We start from the raw sequence: 17358 nt of genomic DNA, 5'->3' as shown, positions 1-17358 counted from the left end.
GAGGTAACCTGCTGTAAATACGGAAAAAAGGAGCGCGCAGCAGCGAGTCCGTGCACGCGGCGCGCAGCCTGGAAAAACTAAAACATCGGGGCGTGGGTGTCTGACATGGGAAGCGGGGACAAGCCGCCCTGCTCGCTGTTCGTCTCTGTAGGAGCTGCCGAAGGCTGCGATCTTTTGATTTTGCTTTTAAAAACAAGATCAACAGATCGCAGCCTTCGGCAGCTCCTACAGGGATTGTGGTCGCCGTCAGAGGCGGCGTTTGCGGTTGAGGCTCGGGATGGTGGTCTGGGCGATTTCCACCTGCTTGGCCTGCCGCGAGGTCTGTGCCGCCAGCGCGGCCAACGTCGGCTGGCTGAACAGCGTGCGCGCGTCGACATGCAGCCCGGCCAGACGCATGCGCGCCACCAGACTGACCGCCAACAGCGAATGCCCGCCCAGCTCGAAGAAGTTGTCGTGCCGGCCCACCTGCTCGACCTTGAGCACCTGCGCCCAGATCTGCGCCAAGGCCGTTTCCACGTCACCTTCGGGTGCCTCGTAAGGACGGCTGAGCAGCGCCTCGGCCCCCGGTTCCGACAAGGCCTTGCGGTCGATTTTGTCGTTAGGCGTCAACGGCAATGCGGCCAGCATCACGTAGGCACCGGGCACCATGAATTCCGGTAACTGCGCCAGTACATGCGCTCGCAAGGCCTCAAGCGTCGGTGCAGTCAGCCCGGTACGCACGCTGTAATACGCCACCAGTCGCTCATCGCGCACCAGCACCACGGCCTCGCGAATGGCCGGGTGTTCCAGCAGGCGCGCTTCAATCTCGCCCAGCTCAAGGCGCACCCCGCGCAGCTTGACCTGAAAGTCATTGCGACCGAGGAATTCGAGGTTGCCATCGGCGCCGTAACGCACCAGATCGCCGGTGCGATACAAGCGATCAGCGGCCACGAACGGGCTGTCGATAAAGCGCTCGGCCTGCAATTGCGGCAGTCCCAAATAGCCCCGCGCCACGCCCACCCCGCCAATGTGCAAATGCCCGCTCACGCCAAACGGCACCGGTTGATCGCAGGCGTCGAGCACATAGAGCCGCGTATTGCTCAGGGCTTTGCCGATCGGCACCAGCGTCGGCGGCACCGGTTCGCCGGGCTCCAGGGTCCAGCCGCTGCTGTCGACCGTGGTTTCGGTCGGCCCATAGACGTTGTGCAGGCGCACCCACGGCAGGCGCTCGCGCACTTGCCGAGCCAGCGCAACGGTCAACTCGCCGCCACCGTTAAGCACGTCGGTGAGGCTGGTGCACTGGCTGACATCGTCCTGTTCGATGAACTGCTGCAACAACGCCGGCACGAACTTGACCACGGTAATGTTCTGCTCGCGAATCACTCGCGTGACATAAGCCGAATCGCGGTTGCCATCGGCCCGCGCCAGCACCAGGCGCATGCCCGAGCAGAGCGGCCAGAAGATTTCCCATACCGAACTGTCGAAACTGTACGGGGCCTTTTGCAGCAACGCCCCGTGCTCAGTTGGCGGCGACAACTGCGAGCCCCAGTGCACCATGTTGCAGGCGCTGCGGTGCTCGATCATCACACCCTTCGGCGTGCCGGTAGAGCCGGAGGTGTAGATCATGTAGGCCAGATTCGCCGCGCCGAGATCCGGCACCTGCAGATTGTCGTGCGACTGGTTCTGCCAGGCGCCGAGGTCGAGATCGATCAGCGGCACGCCGGGTTCGCCAAGCAGGTCGCGCGTCGCGGCGTGCACCAGCAGCGCGACCGGTGCGCTGTCCTGCAACATGTAATTCAGCCGTTGCAGCGGGTAATCCGGATCGAGCGGCACATAAGCACCGCCAGCCTTGAGTATGCCCAGCAGGCCGATCACCAGTTCAGGCCCGCGCTCGACACAAATCGCTACCCGCGAATCCGGCTGCACGCCCAGCCCGCGCAGATGATGAGCCAAGCGGTTGGCCTGCTCGTTCAGCTCGCGATAAGTCAGGCGCTGTTCGGCGAATTGCACGGCGACGGCATTCGGTTTGCGCTGCACCTGTTGTTCGAACAGTGTGTGAAGCGGCTGGTCCAGCGGGCAGTCGACCACCGTATCGTTGAACTCGATCAGCAGCCGTTGCAGTTCTTCCTGCGGTAACAGCAGCAGGCTATTCAGCGGCCGCTGAGGCTCGGTCTCCAGCGCCGCGACCAAGCCATTCAGGGCCGCTTGCACGTAAGCGCCAATCCGCTGCGCGCCGATGTTCGACAAGGTTCTGGTGGTCAGACGCAAGCCTGTGCCGAAGTCATCGACACTCAGGGTAAACGGGTAATTGGTGCGCTCCTCGTTGGCCAGGGTTTCGATGCCTTGCCAGATTTGCCGGGAGGTTTTTTGCTCGACATCATCGCTGTGCCGATAGTTGAGCAAGGCGCTGAACAGCGGCGCTGGCGCAGCAACGCCACTGCACCGTTGAGCCAGTGCCAAAGAGGCGTGTTCATGGGCGAGCAAAGCGGTCAGGCGCGCATGAGTGGATTTCACCGCTGCGCGCGCGCCTTCGCCGACATCGACGCGCAGCGGCAAGGTGTTGATGAACACCCCCAACGCCCGGTCGGCACCCGCGCCGCCCTGCATGCGCCCCATCAACACTGTGCCGAACACCACGCTTTGCTGGCCGGATGTCGCCGCCAGCACCTGCGCCCAGGCGAGGTGAATCAGGCTGGCGACACTCACGCCGGCCAGACGTGCCTGCTGCTGCAAACGCTGATAGAGATCGCTCGCCAAGGCTTGCTCGGCCTCTTCGATGTTGCTGCCGTCGCCCTGTACGTTCTGCAAAGCGAACGGCAAGGTCGGCTCGTCGATGTCGCCGAGCATCTGCCGGAAGAACGCTTCATGCTCCTGCTCGCTGACGCCGAATCGCGTCTGCGCCACATAGTTGCGGTACGGCACCGGTGCCGCCAGCGGTTCGCCGTGCCCGGACAGGCTGGCGTGAATTTCTTCGCGCATCGCCTCCAGCGCAATGTGATCCATCGCCAAATGATGGAACAACAAGATGCCGACCACCCGGTTATGCGCCGGGTCTCGGGCATACATCAGGCGCAGCAGCGGCGCCTGACTGACATCGAGGCGATAACGCCGCGCGTCGAAGCGCTCGTGCAACTGATCGATGATTGCGCCGCCAGCAGGGTCAAGTTCGACTTCCTGCACCGGCAAAATGGCCTCGCGCCAAACGACCTGAACCGGTGACGTCAGCCCCTCCCAGACCACCGCCGTGCGCAAGATGTCATGCCGCGCCATGACCTGACGCAGCGCAACGGCGAAGGCCTCGACCCGCTCGAGGCTGTCGAATGCCAGCAGCGATTGCAGCAGATACGGATCGCCCTGCGCGGCAGTGATGTGGTGGTAGAGAATGCCTTCCTGCAACGGCGCCAAGGGGTAGATATCCTGCACATTGGCGGCACCACCCGGCACCGTCGCAACGATACGCTCGATCATCGCCTGATCCAGTTGCACCAGTGGCAACAGGTCCGGCGTGATGTGCGTACAATCGGCGGCAATGCGGTTGGCCGGCACTTCGACTTCGCGGCCACTGCCCTCCGCCGCCGCCAACGCGGCCAGGGTCGGTTGGCTGAACAGCACGCGAACATCGCTGCTCATACCGATCTGGCGCATGCGTTCGATCAGGCCCACAGCCAACAAGGAGTGGCCGCCCAGTTCGAAAAAGTGGTCGTGACGCCCGACCCGTTCGACTTGCAAGACCTCGGCCCAGATCTGCGCCAAAGCGATTTCGACGTCACCTTGTGGCGCCTCGTATTGACGACGGATCAACGCGTCCGGCCCCGGCGCCGGCAACGCCTGGCGATCGAGCTTGCCGTTGGCCGTCAGCGGCAGACTCGCCAGACGGACGTAAGCGGCGGGCAACAGGGCGGCCGGCAAACGCGCTGTCAGGTGCGCGTGCAGTTGCAGGATGTCCAGCGCTTCGCGCTCGGTGAACCATGCCAGCAGTTGACCGTCGCGCACCAGCACCACGGCTTCCTGCACCGCATCATGGCTGGCCAGTGCCGCTTCGATTTCGCCCAACTCGACGCGCACACCACGGACTTTCACCTGGTCATCATTACGACCGATGTACTCAAGATTGCCGTCGGTGCGCCACCGTGCGAGATCGCCGGTGCGATACATGCGCGCATCCGGCTGCGCACTGAACGGGTCGTCGAGGAAGCGTTCTGCGGTCAATTCCGGGCGATTCAGATAGCCCCGGGCAACCCCGGCGCCGCCGACATACAACTCGCCGATGATGCCGATCGGCACCGGGCGCTGCTGATCATCGAGCAGGTAAGCCGTGGCATTGCTCACCGGTTTGCCGATGTGCAACGCCTGCCCCGGAAGGATCAAACCTGAGGTGGCGACCACCGTGGCTTCGGTCGGGCCGTAGTTGTTGATCACCGCAAAACTCTGCGCACGATTGAACTGGCGCAGACGATCACCGCCGATCAGCAAGGTGCGCAAGGTCGGGTGATCGAGTTGTTGGCTGAAGGCGTATTCGGCAATCGGTGTTGGCAGAAAGCTGACGTCCAGCGGCTGCGCCCGCCACCACGTCAGCAGCGCATCGATGTCTTCGTTGCCTTCGCTCGCGGGTGACAAATGCAACGTCGCTCCGGCACACAACGCCGGCCAGACCTCCCACGCCATCGCGTCAAAACCGAAGCCGGCCAGACTCGACGTGTGCTGGCCGGGGCCGAGAGCGAATGCCGCGCAGTGCCAGTCGACCAGATTACCCAGCGTGCGGTGCTCGACCATCACGCCTTTGGGCAACCCGGTCGAGCCGGAGGTGTAAATCACATAGGCGAGGTGGCTGGTGTTCAACCCCGGCACGTCGGGATCGGTCACGTTGTCGAGCGACCATTCTCGGCGATCAAGCTCGATCACTGGCAGCGCTGTGGCGGGCAAGCGATCACGCAGATCACTTTGCGTCAGTATCGCCACCGGAGCGCTGTCGCCGAGCAAGTAACTCAGGCGCTCGGGCGGATGCGCCGGATCAATCGGCACATAAGCGGCGCCAGCCTTGAGAACCGCCAGCAGCCCGACCAGCGTTTCCAGGCCGCGGCGGGCAACGATTGCAACCCGGTCATCCGGCCGCACACCGAGGCCCAGCAGATGATGGGCCAACGCATTGGCTTGCCGGTTCAGCTCGGCATAACCAAGGATTCGTCCCTGACACGTCGCGACCACGGCGTCCGGTTGTTCGGCCACTCGCGATTCGAATCGCTGATGAATCAGTTGCCCTTGCGGATAACTGACGCGAGTGTCGTTCCACTGATTGAGCCGGGCCAGTTCTGCCGGGCTATTAAGGTTGAAATCGGCGATTGCCAGTTCCGGACACTCCAGCCCTTGCTCCAGTATCAGCACCAAGCGCTCGGTCAACGCCGCGATCTCGTCAGCCGTGAAATAGGCCGGCGAATACACCAGATGCAACCAGGCCTTGTCGTTGTAACGGTTGCTGCGCAGGTGAATGGCCAGCGGTGTCGCCTCGTGCTGGTTGGAGACTTTGACCACGTGCCCCGGCGCCTCAGCGTAACGGTAGTCATGGTCGTCCTGCTCGTAGGACACCGACAGCTCGAACAGTTGCGAGCGATCTTCGCGTAACAGACCCAGCGCGCGGTTCATCTCGCTCAGCGGGTAGCGTTGGTGGCGGAAGTCCTGTTTGAGGCCATCGCCGATCGCCTTGATCAAGTCAGCGAATGACAGCTCACGGCCAAAGTCCATGCGCATCGCACTGACCTGGGTGAACAAGCCCAAGGTGCTTTTGAAACGGGCACCGGAGCGATTGAGAATCGGCAAGCCGACAACCCACTCATCACGCTGGGCGGTACGACTGAAATACACGTGCAGCGCCGCCAACAATACGTGAAAGGCCGAACCACCGAGGTGTCGCGCGGTGTCTTTCATGCGCTCGTGCAGCAGGGCCGGAAAAGCCTCGACGTGGATGCAACTCGGCGCCGCTTCAGGGTCAAGGGGTTCGCGATGACGGGGAATCAACAAGGGTTCGGGAAGGCTGCGGTATTTGTCCAGCCAGTAGCGCTGATCGAGTTCATAGCGTGATGACTGATGATAGCGCGCGTCATCTTCGATAAAGGCGACATAGGACGGTGCCGCCACATCTGGACGCTCGCCACGGGACAACGCGCTGTAAATGTCGCCCACCGATTTGAACAGCAGACCAAAACCCCAACCATCGATAATCAAATGGTGGGCCTGCGCCGCCAGCCAGTGGCGGTGCTGATCGAGGCGAATGAGACAGAAGCGGAACAGCGCTTGCCCGCTCATCACATAAGCCTGGGCCATTTGCTCTTTGACCAGCGCCCGAGCCGCCGACTGGGGATCGGGGTGCCCGCTGAAATCAAACAGCGGCATGGGCACCGGCAACGTCTGTGCAAACCCTTGCAACGGCAGCCCGTCGTGACCGACGTCCGCCAGCAGCACAATGCGCAAGGCGTCGTTCGCCGCAACCAGGCATTCGAGTGCCGATTGCATCAATGCCGGATCCAGCGGCCCGCTCAGTTCGACGTAACCGCCAATGTTGTACAGCGGCGAATCTCCGCGGCTCAGTTGGTCCAGCCAGATATCCCGCTGAGCGGCAGTCAGCGCGAATGTCTCGACAGGCACGGACAGATCGTCCGCCACGTTGGCAGAAGTAGGCTGCATAAGGTCCTTCTCATGAAATTTTGCCGGTATTCAAGCATCGGCCCCGCCACCGACATGACACCTGAAACCCGGACAACCACCACCCTGGTACGCGCTATGGGCGTGGTTATCGCAGGCACTGTCTAAAAATTCGGAGAGGAAATACTGAAAAGCTTGTAGGAAAAAAACCACATAGCAGCGCCGCCATTTACCCGAGCACTGCCGATCAGTATTCATCATCGCCCGGTTTCCGGGGCTTGAGCGTGACTGAACAGTCACTCTCGCCGTTACGCCGGCGTTCAACAGCGTCAGAACCCCGGCGCCAATATTCAGAAATAGTGGCACTTTGTGTCCCTGTTTTCCCCTACAGACGTAGGACAAATCCATAGGCTTAAATCCCGCTCCAGATCATGTTCAAGGAGAAATGACTGCGTGGGCGGCTTTTACAGAGACGGCAGACGATTCAGTGATGGCTCTGAACCAAGGATGAAGGATATGAATCTGACCGGCAGCATTCGTAATATGGAAAACCCGCACTTCTACTGGCAACTGGGTGAGTTGATTGCCAGCACCGGCGATGATCACTTCGCCACGAACATGTTCCAGTTGGTCGACACGCTGGTGCCGGTCAACCGGGTAGATCTCAGTGAGTGGACGCTGGATGAGCGTCAGGCCAGCGTGGTCGACATCAAACCGCTGGGCAGCGCCGGTTTGGCGCAGACCTGTGCCGCGCCCGATCCGCTGGAGAGCCCCGACGATCATCCGCTGCTGCAGAAGATGATCGAGATGAACGATTCACTGCTGATTCAACTGAAAGCCTCGCTCCAGCCTCGCCATCCGCAACACAGCGCACATCAATGCAATCTGGTTTCGCGCACGTCCAATCGCCGTTGCGTGATCTCGTTTTACCGACCGCATACCCAACGGGTGTTTTCCTTGCCCGAGCTATCGTTTCTCAAGCGCCTGTCCGACACCTTGCTGCCACTGATCGAACGCCACGCGCAGATCAGCCGGCAAATCCTCGCCAGACAACCGCGCCAGCCCCTGGCCGAACTGGATCAGGCACCGTTGGCGCAGGTGTTCGATGAACGCTTGGCGATCAGCGACATCGCCCTGTCAGTGCGCGAAAAAGAAGTCTGTCTGGGCCTGTTGACCGGCGGCACAGTGCCGCAAATGGCCGAACAACTGCGAGTCAAAAACAGCTCGATCGAGACATATCTGAAACGCGCCACGGCCAAACTCGGGGTCAGTGGTCGCCATGGTCTGGCGAAATGGATGGCCGGGGCCTGAGCACAACGCTCTTTTAATGCATGAGGCAGTTCGATGTTGACGTTGCGACTTTCCCTGCTGTCCATGGCGATGCTGATGGGCGGTTGTTCATTGATTCCCGAGTACCAGCGCCCCGCTTCACCCACTGCCGCGCAGTATCCCGCAGCCACGCAGCCAGCCACGAGCAGCGAGGACTGGCGCACGCTGTTCACTGATCCGGCGCTGCAACAGTTGATCGAAAGCGCGCTGGTCAACAACCGCGACCTGCGCGTGGCGGCACTCAACGTCGAAGCGTTCCAGGCGCAATACCGCATTCAGCGCGCCGACCTGCTCCCGGCGGTGTCGGCCAACGCCAACGAGTTACGCCAGCGGATGCCGCCGAGCGTGACCCAGGGCAAAGCGCTGATCAATTCGACGTACTCGGTCAACCTCGGCATCAGCGCTTATGAGCTGGACTTCTTCGGTCGCGTGCGTAGCCTCAGCGAGGAGGCCTTGCAGACCTGGCTCTCGACTGAAGAAGCGCGGCGCAGTGCCGAGCTGAGTCTGGTGGCCAACGTCGCCAACGCCTACCTGACCTGGCGCGCCGATCAGGAGTTGCTGGAGCTGACCCGCGACACCCTCGCCGCCGATGAACAGAGCCTGCACCTGACCACCCGTAATCGCGAGGCCGGCAAATCGTCGGCGCTGGAACAGGCGCAAGCGAAGACCAGCGTCGACAGCTCTCGGGCCAATCTGGCGCGCTACCAGCGCCAGGTCGCCCAGGATTTGAACAGCCTGACCTTGCTCGTTGGCGCGCCGGTGCCAGTGACCCTGCCCGCCCGTCCGCTGGCCAGCGATCTGGTGCAACAACTGCCCGCCGGGTTGCCCTCGGATCTGCTGCAGCGTCGGCCGGACATCCTTCAGGCGGAGTACAAACTGAAAGCGGCCAACGCCAATATCGGTGCGGCGCGGGCGGCGTTTTTCCCCAGTGTCAGCCTGACGGCGAATGCCGGCACGTCGAGTCGCGATCTGTCCGGATTGTTCGGCGGCGGCTCTGGCGCCTGGACCTTTCAGCCGCAGATCAACCTGCCGATTTTCAACGCCGGCAGCCTGCGCGCCAGTCTTGATTATTCGAAATTACAGAAAGATGTGGCGGTGGCCGAATACGAAAAATCGATTCAAACCGCGTTTCAGGAAGTCGCCGACGGCCTCGCCGCGCGCAGCACCTATCAGCAACAATTGCAGGCGCAGCGAGATCTCGTCGCAGCCACGCAGACGTATTACAACCTGGCGCAGAACCGCTATCAGAATGGCGTCGACAGCAGCCTGACGTTCCTCGATGCGCAGCGTTCGCTGTTCAGTTCGCAGCAAGGCCTGATCACCGATCGCCTCGCGCAACTGGTCGCCGAGGTCAATCTGTACACCGCGCTGGGCGGGGGCTGGAGCGCCGCTGAATCACGCGTGCAGTAAGCTGTGGTCACTTTTTCTTACACCTTTTGTCGCTCGATCCTGCGCCGTGCGGCGATCCGTGGCCGGCCTCTGCCTTCAGTTTGGTATCATGCGCCGCTTTTACGGTTAACCCCCCGCCAGTCCTGCTGACTGACGGGCTGCAAAAGGCGGTATTAGATGACGGCTTTGTTGACTCGCCGCAAGGTGCTTGCGGGAATGGGCGTGCTCGGGCTAGGCCTGCTCGCCGGCTGCGACACCCGTGGCCAACTGTCGTACAAGTACGGCAAGGATCTGAGTAACAAGATCATGGGGCGCACCTTCAAACTGAAGAACACCGATGGCGAAACCATGACGCTGTCGAGCTTTCGCGGCATGATGCCGATGGTCTTCTTCGGCTTCACCCAGTGCCCGGCAGTCTGCCCGACCACCCTCGCCCGCGCGGCGAAAATCAAAAAGCTGATGGGCGCCGATGGCGATCGCTTGCAGGTGATTTTCATCACCCTCGATCCCGAGCGCGACACCCCGGAAATCCTCGATGCCTACATGAAAGCCTTCGACCCGACGTTCGTTGCGCTGTACGGCACGCTTGAGGAAACCGCGGCCACGGCCAAGGAATTCGACGTGTTCTACGAGAAAGTCCCGGCCGGCGACACCTATACCATCTCGCACACTGCCACCAGTTACGTTTACGACTCCAACGGCGGCTTGCGCCTGGGTCTGTCCACGTCGCTTTCGGCAGAACAATGTACGGAAGATTTGCTTACTGTTATGGAGGTTTGCTGATGCAACCTGTTCTGAACCACCTCAAACGCGCTGTCATCGGTTTTTCTCTGCTGGGTCTGGCATTCCAGGCGACCGCAGCGACCAAAGTCGACGATGCCTGGGTCCGTGCCACCGTGCCGACCCAGTCCGCCAGCGGCGCGTTCATGACCCTCACCGCCGACAGCGACAGCAAGTTGCTCAGCGTCGCGACGCCAGCGGCCAAAGACGTGCAGATCCACGAAATGACCATGAAGAACGACGTCATGAGCATGGGCCCGGTGAAGTTTGTCGAGCTGCCGGCCGGCAAAGCCGTCAAGCTTGATCCGAACGGCTACCACGTGATGCTGATGGGCCTGACCGCTCAGTTGAAGGAAGGCGAAACTGTGCCGCTGACCCTGATCGTGGAAAACGCCAAGGGTGATAAAGAAACCCTCGAGGTTAAAGCGCCGGTTCGCGCGCTGACCAACATGGAAGGTCACGATCACAGCAAAATGCATTGATCTGACTGAGCAGCAATAAAAAAGGGGCGGCCTGATCGATGATCAGGCCGCCCCTTTTTTTGTTTTTGCTGTGCGCCACATTAATGCCTGCGGGCCAATGCCTTGCGTACGCTTTCCCGTGACATCCCCGAGCCGGAACGGGGCACGGCTTTATCTACGGGCGCCTTGGCCAACTGTTTCTTGCGCTTTTCCACCTCACGCCACTGGTAACCGAGATATCCGCCTGCCACCACAATCCCCAGCCAACCGAACACCGAACTGACGAAGAACCACAACCCGAGGGTGATCCACACGGTTTTCGAGGTGAATAACTTCAAGCTGTTATCGGCAGGCACCGGTTCAACCGGTTCAACCGCAGCCTGCTGCGTCACCGGTACTCTATGCACCCCATCCAGATCAAAGCGCAAAGCGAAGTCCGCCCCGGCCACCGGAACATCTAGCTGATTGCCTTCAGCACGATGCACCCGAATTTCGCCATCGACGAGCGACGTGGAGCTGAAACTGATCCGGGTTTCATAGCGAATCTCGCCGTTGACCTGGGTCACGATCGTTCGTTTTTGGTCAATGGGGGTGTCGCGCATATCGATTCCTTGAGCGTTCCACGTCGGACGACGTGCGAAGGGATAATCCGTTGGGCTCGAATGCTACTGAGTGGCTATTACGCTGTCCAGAAAGTGTGCTTTTAAGCTACTGACCTAGGCGAAATCCTCCGGCATGAGTCTGTTCGAGGCTACCAGCCATGATGGAAAGCGTGCTTTACATCGGATAAATCTTCGGCGACCATGTAAAGGCTCTTTTACATAGGAAGTGAAGAATGAACCGGTACTACCTCGAATTGGGCGCAGCATTAATCATCTACATGCTGGTCCTGACAGCCTCATTGATTGCCTCGCAATACCTGATGGACGCCCCCATCGTACTGCGCTCGGCCGTCGCACTGACGCCGATCGTTCCGGCGGGACTGATGTGCTGGGCCATCGTGCGCAATATGCGGCGCATGGATGAAATGCATCTGCGCATCCAGTTCGAAGCCTTGGGTTTTGCCTTTGCCGCCTCGGCACTGCTGACGTTCAGCTACGGTTTTCTGGAAAACGTCGGCGCTCCGCACATTCCGTGGACGTGCGTGTGGCCGGTGATGGGTCTGATGTGGATTGTCGGCCTGCACATTGCGCGACGCCGTTACCAATGAAAAACCGCCTCAAGGAATTGCGCGCCGAGCGCAAATGGTCGCAGGTCGATCTGGCTGAACGCCTGAGCGTGTCGCGTCAGACGATTAACGCTATAGAAAACGAACGCTACGACCCGAGTCTGCCACTGGCCTTTCAGATTGCCCGGGCATTCGGGTTATCAATCGAAAGCATTTTTGATGATGGCATGAACTGAAACGCTCCCCTCGCGTCCTCGCTACTTGCAAAAACGGACTACGCTCGGAGACACCACGGCATTGCGTGGCATCCGTTTTTCTATTGTCAGCGAGGACGACAACATGAGTCCCTTTGGCCCGGTTTTGAGCTTTCGCGGTATTCAGAATCAGAAATACTGTGTATCTGCCCTGCTGGTGCAAGACCTCAACGCGCCGGCACCCACTACACAGGTCGCGCAGGCACACAATCCGACGATCAAACGGATTGCCCGGATTCCTTTGATCAAACCGCGCATGGCCGTCTGGCGACTGGACATGCAGATCCAGCAAAGTAAAACGCAGTTGAAGATCGACTATGACTTGGGAGATGTGTCGGGCTCATTTCACGTCCCGCCTCTGGATCAGGCGCCCCGCATCGCTTACACCTCCTGCAACGGTGTGTCGGATGTCAAATACCTCAATTCGTTGGCAGATCGTTATGCCGAACGCTGGAGTCATCTCGCGCAGACCCACAAACAAGCCGAGTACCATCTGTTGGTCATGGGAGGCGATCAGATTTACAGCGATGAACTGTTGCAGACTCAAGGCCCCTTGAATGAATGGTACAAACAGTTCTCCTGGAATCGCGATGACACTCTGTGGACTGAAGAAATGGAGATTCAGGCAGACGAGTTTTTCGCCAGTGTTTATCCGCGATACTGGGCCCGACCACAGATACTGAACATGCTCAGCTGCGTTCCGACCCTGATGATGTGGGACGATCACGACATCATTGACGGTTGGGGTTCCTATCCTCAAGCCCTGCATGAAAGTCCCGTACACCAGGGGCTGTTCCGCATTGCCAGTTATTATTTTCGACTCTACCAATTACAGGTTGACGAAACCGAGAGCCGCCCGGGAGCAATTACTCGTCAAGGGCATACCTTCGCTTTTGAAGGCCTCGGTGGCCTCGCCATTGTCGTTCCCGACCTCAGGTCTGAACGCGCGCCCGACATCAAAGGCAGAAACGGCCAGCTCAAACAGCCCACGCAAATCATGTCGCAAAAAAGCATCTCGCAGATGTTTACCTGGATCAAAAGCCTGACGGTCAGCAAACCTTCACACCTGCTGTTCATCTCCAGCGTTCCGGTATCGTTCGTCAACCTTGCGCTGCTTGAGGCCCTGATCGGATGGATTCCAGGGGAGATCGGGCCGGAGGATGATTTCCGGGACCACTGGCGCCATCAGCCGCACAAAAACGAGCGTAAGCAACTGATCAATGGATTGCTCGATTTTGCCAAGTTGGCGAAATGCAAAGTCACCATTGTCTCCGGGGATGTGCATGTAGCCGCCGCCAGCGTCATTCGTTCGGCCAACCCCCGACATATCGACAATGGTGCAGAAGTCATCCATCAGTTGATTTCAACCGGCATCGTCCATCCTCCTCTGCCTGTGCTGACGATCAGAAGCCTGGAAACGATCACCGGTACCCGGGAAAAGATCGACACCGACCTTACTGCCGAAATGCAAGCCATTGGATACGACGGAAATTGCCTGATTGCCAGTCGTAACTGGCTGTCCATCGAGCCAGATAAAAGTTCCGACGGACGCAATCGGTTGTGGGTGAAATGGCACGTCGAGGGGCACGATCACCCCATTACGCGACTGATCGAGCCTGCCGGTTGAGTTCCGGAAATCCCCTGCACCGGGCCGGGTTCTTCAGCTACCGGCCCCACCATGCGCCTCTTCAAAGAAGTAATCCTTCCAACTGTCGGCCTTGTTCTTCAGCACGCCCAGCTCCTGCAATTTCTCGGCGTAGATGAACGTACGCTGCGGCACCACAGTGAAATCGATTTCCGGATCCTTGACGATTTGCTCGACCAGAGCCAGCGGCAGTTTCGACTGCTCGACACGAATGTACGCCTGAGCCGCCGCCGGCTTATCAGCCTTGATGATCTTCTCGGCCTCGGCCAACGCGTCATAGAACGCCTTGTAGGTTTTCGGGTTTTCGTCGTGGAATTTTTCTGTGGTGTAGAGCACGTTGAACGTCGCCTGCCCGCCAAGCACGTCGTAGGAACTCAGCACTTTGTGCACGTTGGGATTCTGCAGGGCCTGGTACTGGAACGGCGGGCTGGAGAAGTGCGAGTTGATTTCCGAGCCGCCGGCGATCAGCGCGGCCGTCGCATCGGGGTGCGGCAGGCTGACTGAAATGTCGTCGAATTTCTTGTACTGCGCGTCACCGAACTCCTTGGCGGTTTCGATCTGCAAAGTGCGCGACTGGAAGCCGACGCCGGCGGCCGGCACGGCAATCCGGTCCTTGTCGGTGAAGTCCTTGAGCGTTTTGATGTTCGGATTGTTGGTCAGCAGATAGTTGGGCATCGAGCCCAGTGCGGCGATGGCTTTGACATTCTGTTTACCCTTGGTGCGATCCCACACGGTGAGCATTGGCGGCACGCCGGCGGAAACCACGTCGAGCGATCCGGTGAGCAACGCTTCGTTCATCGCGGTGGCGCCGGAGATGCTGTTCCAGTCGACCTTGATGTCGAGGCCCTGTTCCTTACCGTGTTTTTCGATGAGGTTCTGATCGCGCACCACATCGAGAATCAGGTAACCGATGCCGAATTGCTGGGCGATGCTGATCTTGCCTTCGGCCTGAGCGCCGGCGCTGAACAACGCACTCGCGGCCAGAGAAGCGGCCAACAGAGTCAGTGCGGGACGTTTGAACGGTGTGGCCATGACAACCTCGCAGCATGGGGTGGTTTGCTGAAAGGCCTGACTTTATCGCTATAAAAAATAGAAATTAAATATCTTTATCGCATATCGATAGCACGGGTTGTTAAGCGAAATCGGGCTGCGCGCTTTTGATTGTGAGGTTTAAAACGATCGCAGCGTTGCACAGCTCCTACATTGGATGCCGGTGATGGTTAGGCACCTTAAACAGCCTGAAACAATAAATCCGTCGGCAGCAATATCGCCAATGGTCGTGCAACACGAGGGCCGGTCAGGCCTGCGGACGCACCATCTCCTTGATTAGCCCGCACGCCAGCGCATCAGCTGAGCGTTTAAAAGGGCGATCAGACAGCCCACCCTTGGTATCATCGCGCACACTTTTATGACGATTTAATGGCTGGAAGGTCTTTTTTGTGAGTGCTCTTTTTAACCGGTTGCGGCAGCCGCATGCCCGCCTCTTTTCGCTGATTGTTCTGGTGCTGGTGGTGCCGGTGTGCCTGCGTGCGGCGCTGGGCTGGTCGGCGCCGTTGGGCTATTTATCGGATCTGGCCATTGGCAGCCTGTTGGTGGTGTTGCTGCATCGCCGGGCGTGGTGGCTGGCCTTGCCGGTGCTGCTGTTCTGGGCCTTGCTGGCGGTGGCGACCGCTGAACTGGTCAGCGCCGTCGGGCGTCTGCCGACACCTTCCGACATTCATTACCTGATCGATCCGCAGTTCGTGGAAAATTCCACCGGTGGCGGCCTGGCCCATCCTGCACTGGGCATCACTTTGCTGCTGGCTCTGGTGTTCTGGCTGCTGACCCAATTTGCCGGCCGTGGCATGCCGCGCCCGCCCCTGCCCCGCGCAGCCTGGAGCGCGCCACTGCTATTGTTCGCCGCGCACTGGGGTGCGCAAAACCTGTGGCCGAGCGAAGCCGATCCGTGGCGCCAGTACAACCTGCCACACCAGTTGCTGGCCAGCGAGGCCGCTGATCTGCAGATCCAGGCCGAGGAGTGGCTGGACGGTGACGTCGAAGAACCCGCGCCGGCCATGGCCGGACTCACCGACGTCGACCTCAACGGGCAGAAATTGCTGGCCGCGCCGGGGCAAGCGCGCAACGTACTGATCATCGCGCTGGAAGGCATTCCCGGTGCTTACATCCGCGCCAACCGCGAGGCGATCGGCAGCCATTATCAGGAAGACCTGATGCCCAACCTCAGCCGCTGGGCCGAGCGCGGCATGAACACCCCGGATTACGTGCTGCACACACACCAGACCATTCGCGGTCTGTACGCGATGCTCTGCGGCGATTACGACAAGCTCAACAACGGCACGCCCAAAGGCGTGGAAATGCTCACCCTCAACGAGCGCAATCAGGCCTGCCTGCCGGCGCAACTGCGAGATCACGGCTTCAGCACTCACTACTTGCAAGGTGCCGGGCTGCGTTTCATGGCCAAAGACAAGATCATGCCGCACATCGGTTTCGATGCGACGCACGGTCTGGAGTGGTTCACCAACAGCAACTATCTGGAGTTCCCGTGGGGCAAGGATGACAAGGCATTTTTCGAAGGCGCGCTGGACTATGTCGGCCAACTGAAAAAACAGAAAAAACCGTGGATGCTGACGTTGCTGACCGTCGGCACGCATCAGCCCTACTCCGCACCCGAAGAATATCTGGAACGCTACGAAACGCCAAAGCAGGCGGCCGTCGGTTATCTCGACGATGCGCTAGAGCAGTTTCTCAACGGCCTCGAACGCCAAGGCATTCTGAAAGACACGCTGGTGGTGATCACCTCGGACGAGTCCCACGGCATCGACGGTGTCCGCCTGGCTTCTTCGTGGGGCTTCAACCTGACCCTGGCACCGGAGCAGGCACAACTGCCACGGCTGAACAAAGGCGTGTATGGCCACGTCGATCTGAGCACCTCGATTCTCGATTACTTCGACTTGCCGGTGCCTTCCGCCCTGAGCGGTCGCTCGCTGTTTCGCGATTACGACAGCGGCCGCGAAATCATGTCGTTCACCAACGGCAAGCTGCGCTATCACAATGGTCAGGGGATCTTCTCCGAGTGCGACATGCCGCGTCGCTGCCGCTATTACGAAAGCGCCGGCTTCATCGCCGACAGCGCCATCTATAAAGGCAACTACAGCGGTCATCCGGCCCGGCAGATCGCCGCCCGCGCCAACGCGTTGGACCTGTCGCTGCTGCGCACGCCGCTCAATCATCGCTATCAATTCGGCAGCACCAACGTCATTCCGCTGCAAGCGCAGATCAACGATGACTGGGCCGACAACCTGATCGGCGCGCAATACCTGGAAATGCCCAAAGGCTCGCACACGCGCGTGCGTCTGACCGTGCGCTCGGTCGATCCGCAGCAGGCGGCGTATATTCAGCTCAAGGCCAAGGAGTTTGAACAGGACGTGCAGATCGGTTTGCCACAGGAGATGGTGGCAACCGCCGAGCAGCCACTGGAAATGAACTTCAGCTTCGACAACCCGCAAGAGCGCAAAGCGTTTTCTTTCCATTTGCTGGGGTATGGGTTGGGTGCGGTTGAAGTGACGGACTTCAGTGTGATTACTGAATTGCCGGGGCAAGAGGATATTCTCGACGACGTGCCGGATGACGACACCGCCCAATCCACCTGATCACGCCCGTGTAGGAGTTGCCGCAGGCTCGGGCCGCGATCGGACGATCTTTTGCTTTTAAAATAAA

Annotated in this window: 11 protein-coding genes; 8 read left to right on the top strand and 3 right to left on the bottom strand. The window is 59.9% G+C overall.

The features are described 5' to 3' along the window. Positions 1 to 246: 246 nt before the first annotated feature. Complete coding sequence (locus tag ACM6IN_RS10435) at positions 247 to 6657, bottom strand: amino acid adenylation domain-containing protein (RefSeq protein WP_414915930.1); 6411 nt, start codon at positions 6655 to 6657, stop codon at positions 247 to 249. 474 nt (positions 6658 to 7131) lie between these two features. Here ACM6IN_RS10435 and ACM6IN_RS10430 point away from each other — a divergent pair, with 474 nt between their 5' ends. The 4 genes from ACM6IN_RS10430 (at position 7132) to ACM6IN_RS10415 (ending at position 10595) form a co-directional block, all read left to right on the top strand. Next, positions 7132 to 7926 carry a helix-turn-helix transcriptional regulator gene (locus tag ACM6IN_RS10430; RefSeq protein WP_095111863.1) on the top strand — a complete coding sequence of 265 codons (795 nt, stop codon included), beginning with the start codon at positions 7132 to 7134 and terminating at the stop codon, positions 7924 to 7926. A 33-nt stretch (positions 7927 to 7959) separates the two neighbouring features. Beyond that, on the top strand, positions 7960 to 9354 hold the full coding sequence (locus tag ACM6IN_RS10425) for an efflux transporter outer membrane subunit (protein WP_123376747.1): 1395 nt from the start codon (positions 7960 to 7962) through the stop codon (positions 9352 to 9354). A 156-nt stretch (positions 9355 to 9510) separates the two neighbouring features. Next, positions 9511 to 10116, top strand: coding sequence for an SCO family protein (locus tag ACM6IN_RS10420; RefSeq protein WP_007915980.1), 606 nt, complete (start codon positions 9511 to 9513; stop codon positions 10114 to 10116). Next, positions 10116 to 10595, top strand: coding sequence for a copper chaperone PCu(A)C (locus ACM6IN_RS10415; RefSeq protein ID WP_007915979.1), 480 nt, complete (start codon positions 10116 to 10118; stop codon positions 10593 to 10595). The genes ACM6IN_RS10420 and ACM6IN_RS10415 overlap by 1 nt, the downstream gene beginning before the upstream one ends. A gap of 80 nt (positions 10596 to 10675) precedes the next feature. Here the strand turns inward: ACM6IN_RS10415 and ACM6IN_RS10410 are convergent, their stop codons facing one another. Continuing rightward, positions 10676 to 11176 (bottom strand): hypothetical protein, encoded by a 501-nt coding sequence (locus ACM6IN_RS10410; protein ID WP_414915929.1) that lies wholly within the window; start codon positions 11174 to 11176, stop codon positions 10676 to 10678. A gap of 233 nt (positions 11177 to 11409) precedes the next feature. Between ACM6IN_RS10410 and ACM6IN_RS10405 the strand changes: the two genes are divergently transcribed. The 3 genes from ACM6IN_RS10405 (at position 11410) to ACM6IN_RS10395 (ending at position 13623) form a co-directional block, all read left to right on the top strand. Next, positions 11410 to 11784, top strand: coding sequence for a hypothetical protein (locus ACM6IN_RS10405; RefSeq protein WP_095111859.1), 375 nt, complete (start codon positions 11410 to 11412; stop codon positions 11782 to 11784). Next, positions 11781 to 11978 (top strand): helix-turn-helix transcriptional regulator, encoded by a 198-nt coding sequence (locus ACM6IN_RS10400; protein ID WP_095111858.1) that lies wholly within the window; start codon positions 11781 to 11783, stop codon positions 11976 to 11978. Before ACM6IN_RS10405 ends, ACM6IN_RS10400 begins: the two co-directional genes overlap by 4 nt. A 61-nt stretch (positions 11979 to 12039) precedes the next feature. Beyond that, complete coding sequence (locus ACM6IN_RS10395; protein WP_141232651.1) at positions 12040 to 13623, top strand: alkaline phosphatase D family protein; 1584 nt, start codon at positions 12040 to 12042, stop codon at positions 13621 to 13623. Positions 13624 to 13656: 33 nt separating this feature from the next. On the opposite strand, the gene ACM6IN_RS10390 is transcribed toward ACM6IN_RS10395, so the two are convergent. Then, the gene (locus ACM6IN_RS10390; RefSeq protein WP_414893682.1) at positions 13657 to 14673 is read right to left on the bottom strand and encodes an ABC transporter substrate-binding protein; all 1017 of its coding nucleotides are present in this window, start codon (positions 14671 to 14673) and stop codon (positions 13657 to 13659) included. 407 nt (positions 14674 to 15080) lie between these two features. Here ACM6IN_RS10390 and ACM6IN_RS10385 point away from each other — a divergent pair, with 407 nt between their 5' ends. After that, positions 15081 to 17291: an LTA synthase family protein gene (locus ACM6IN_RS10385; protein ID WP_414915928.1), complete on the top strand. Its 2211-nt coding sequence runs from the start codon at positions 15081 to 15083 to the stop codon at positions 17289 to 17291. The last annotated feature ends 67 nt before the right edge of the window (positions 17292 to 17358 follow it).

This window comes from Pseudomonas sp. IT-P395 (genome assembly GCF_949767675.1).
Taxonomy (GTDB): domain Bacteria; phylum Pseudomonadota; class Gammaproteobacteria; order Pseudomonadales; family Pseudomonadaceae; genus Aquipseudomonas.
Note: the sequence above shows the minus strand (reverse complement) of the source record. Positions and strands in the feature narration are given on the sequence as shown.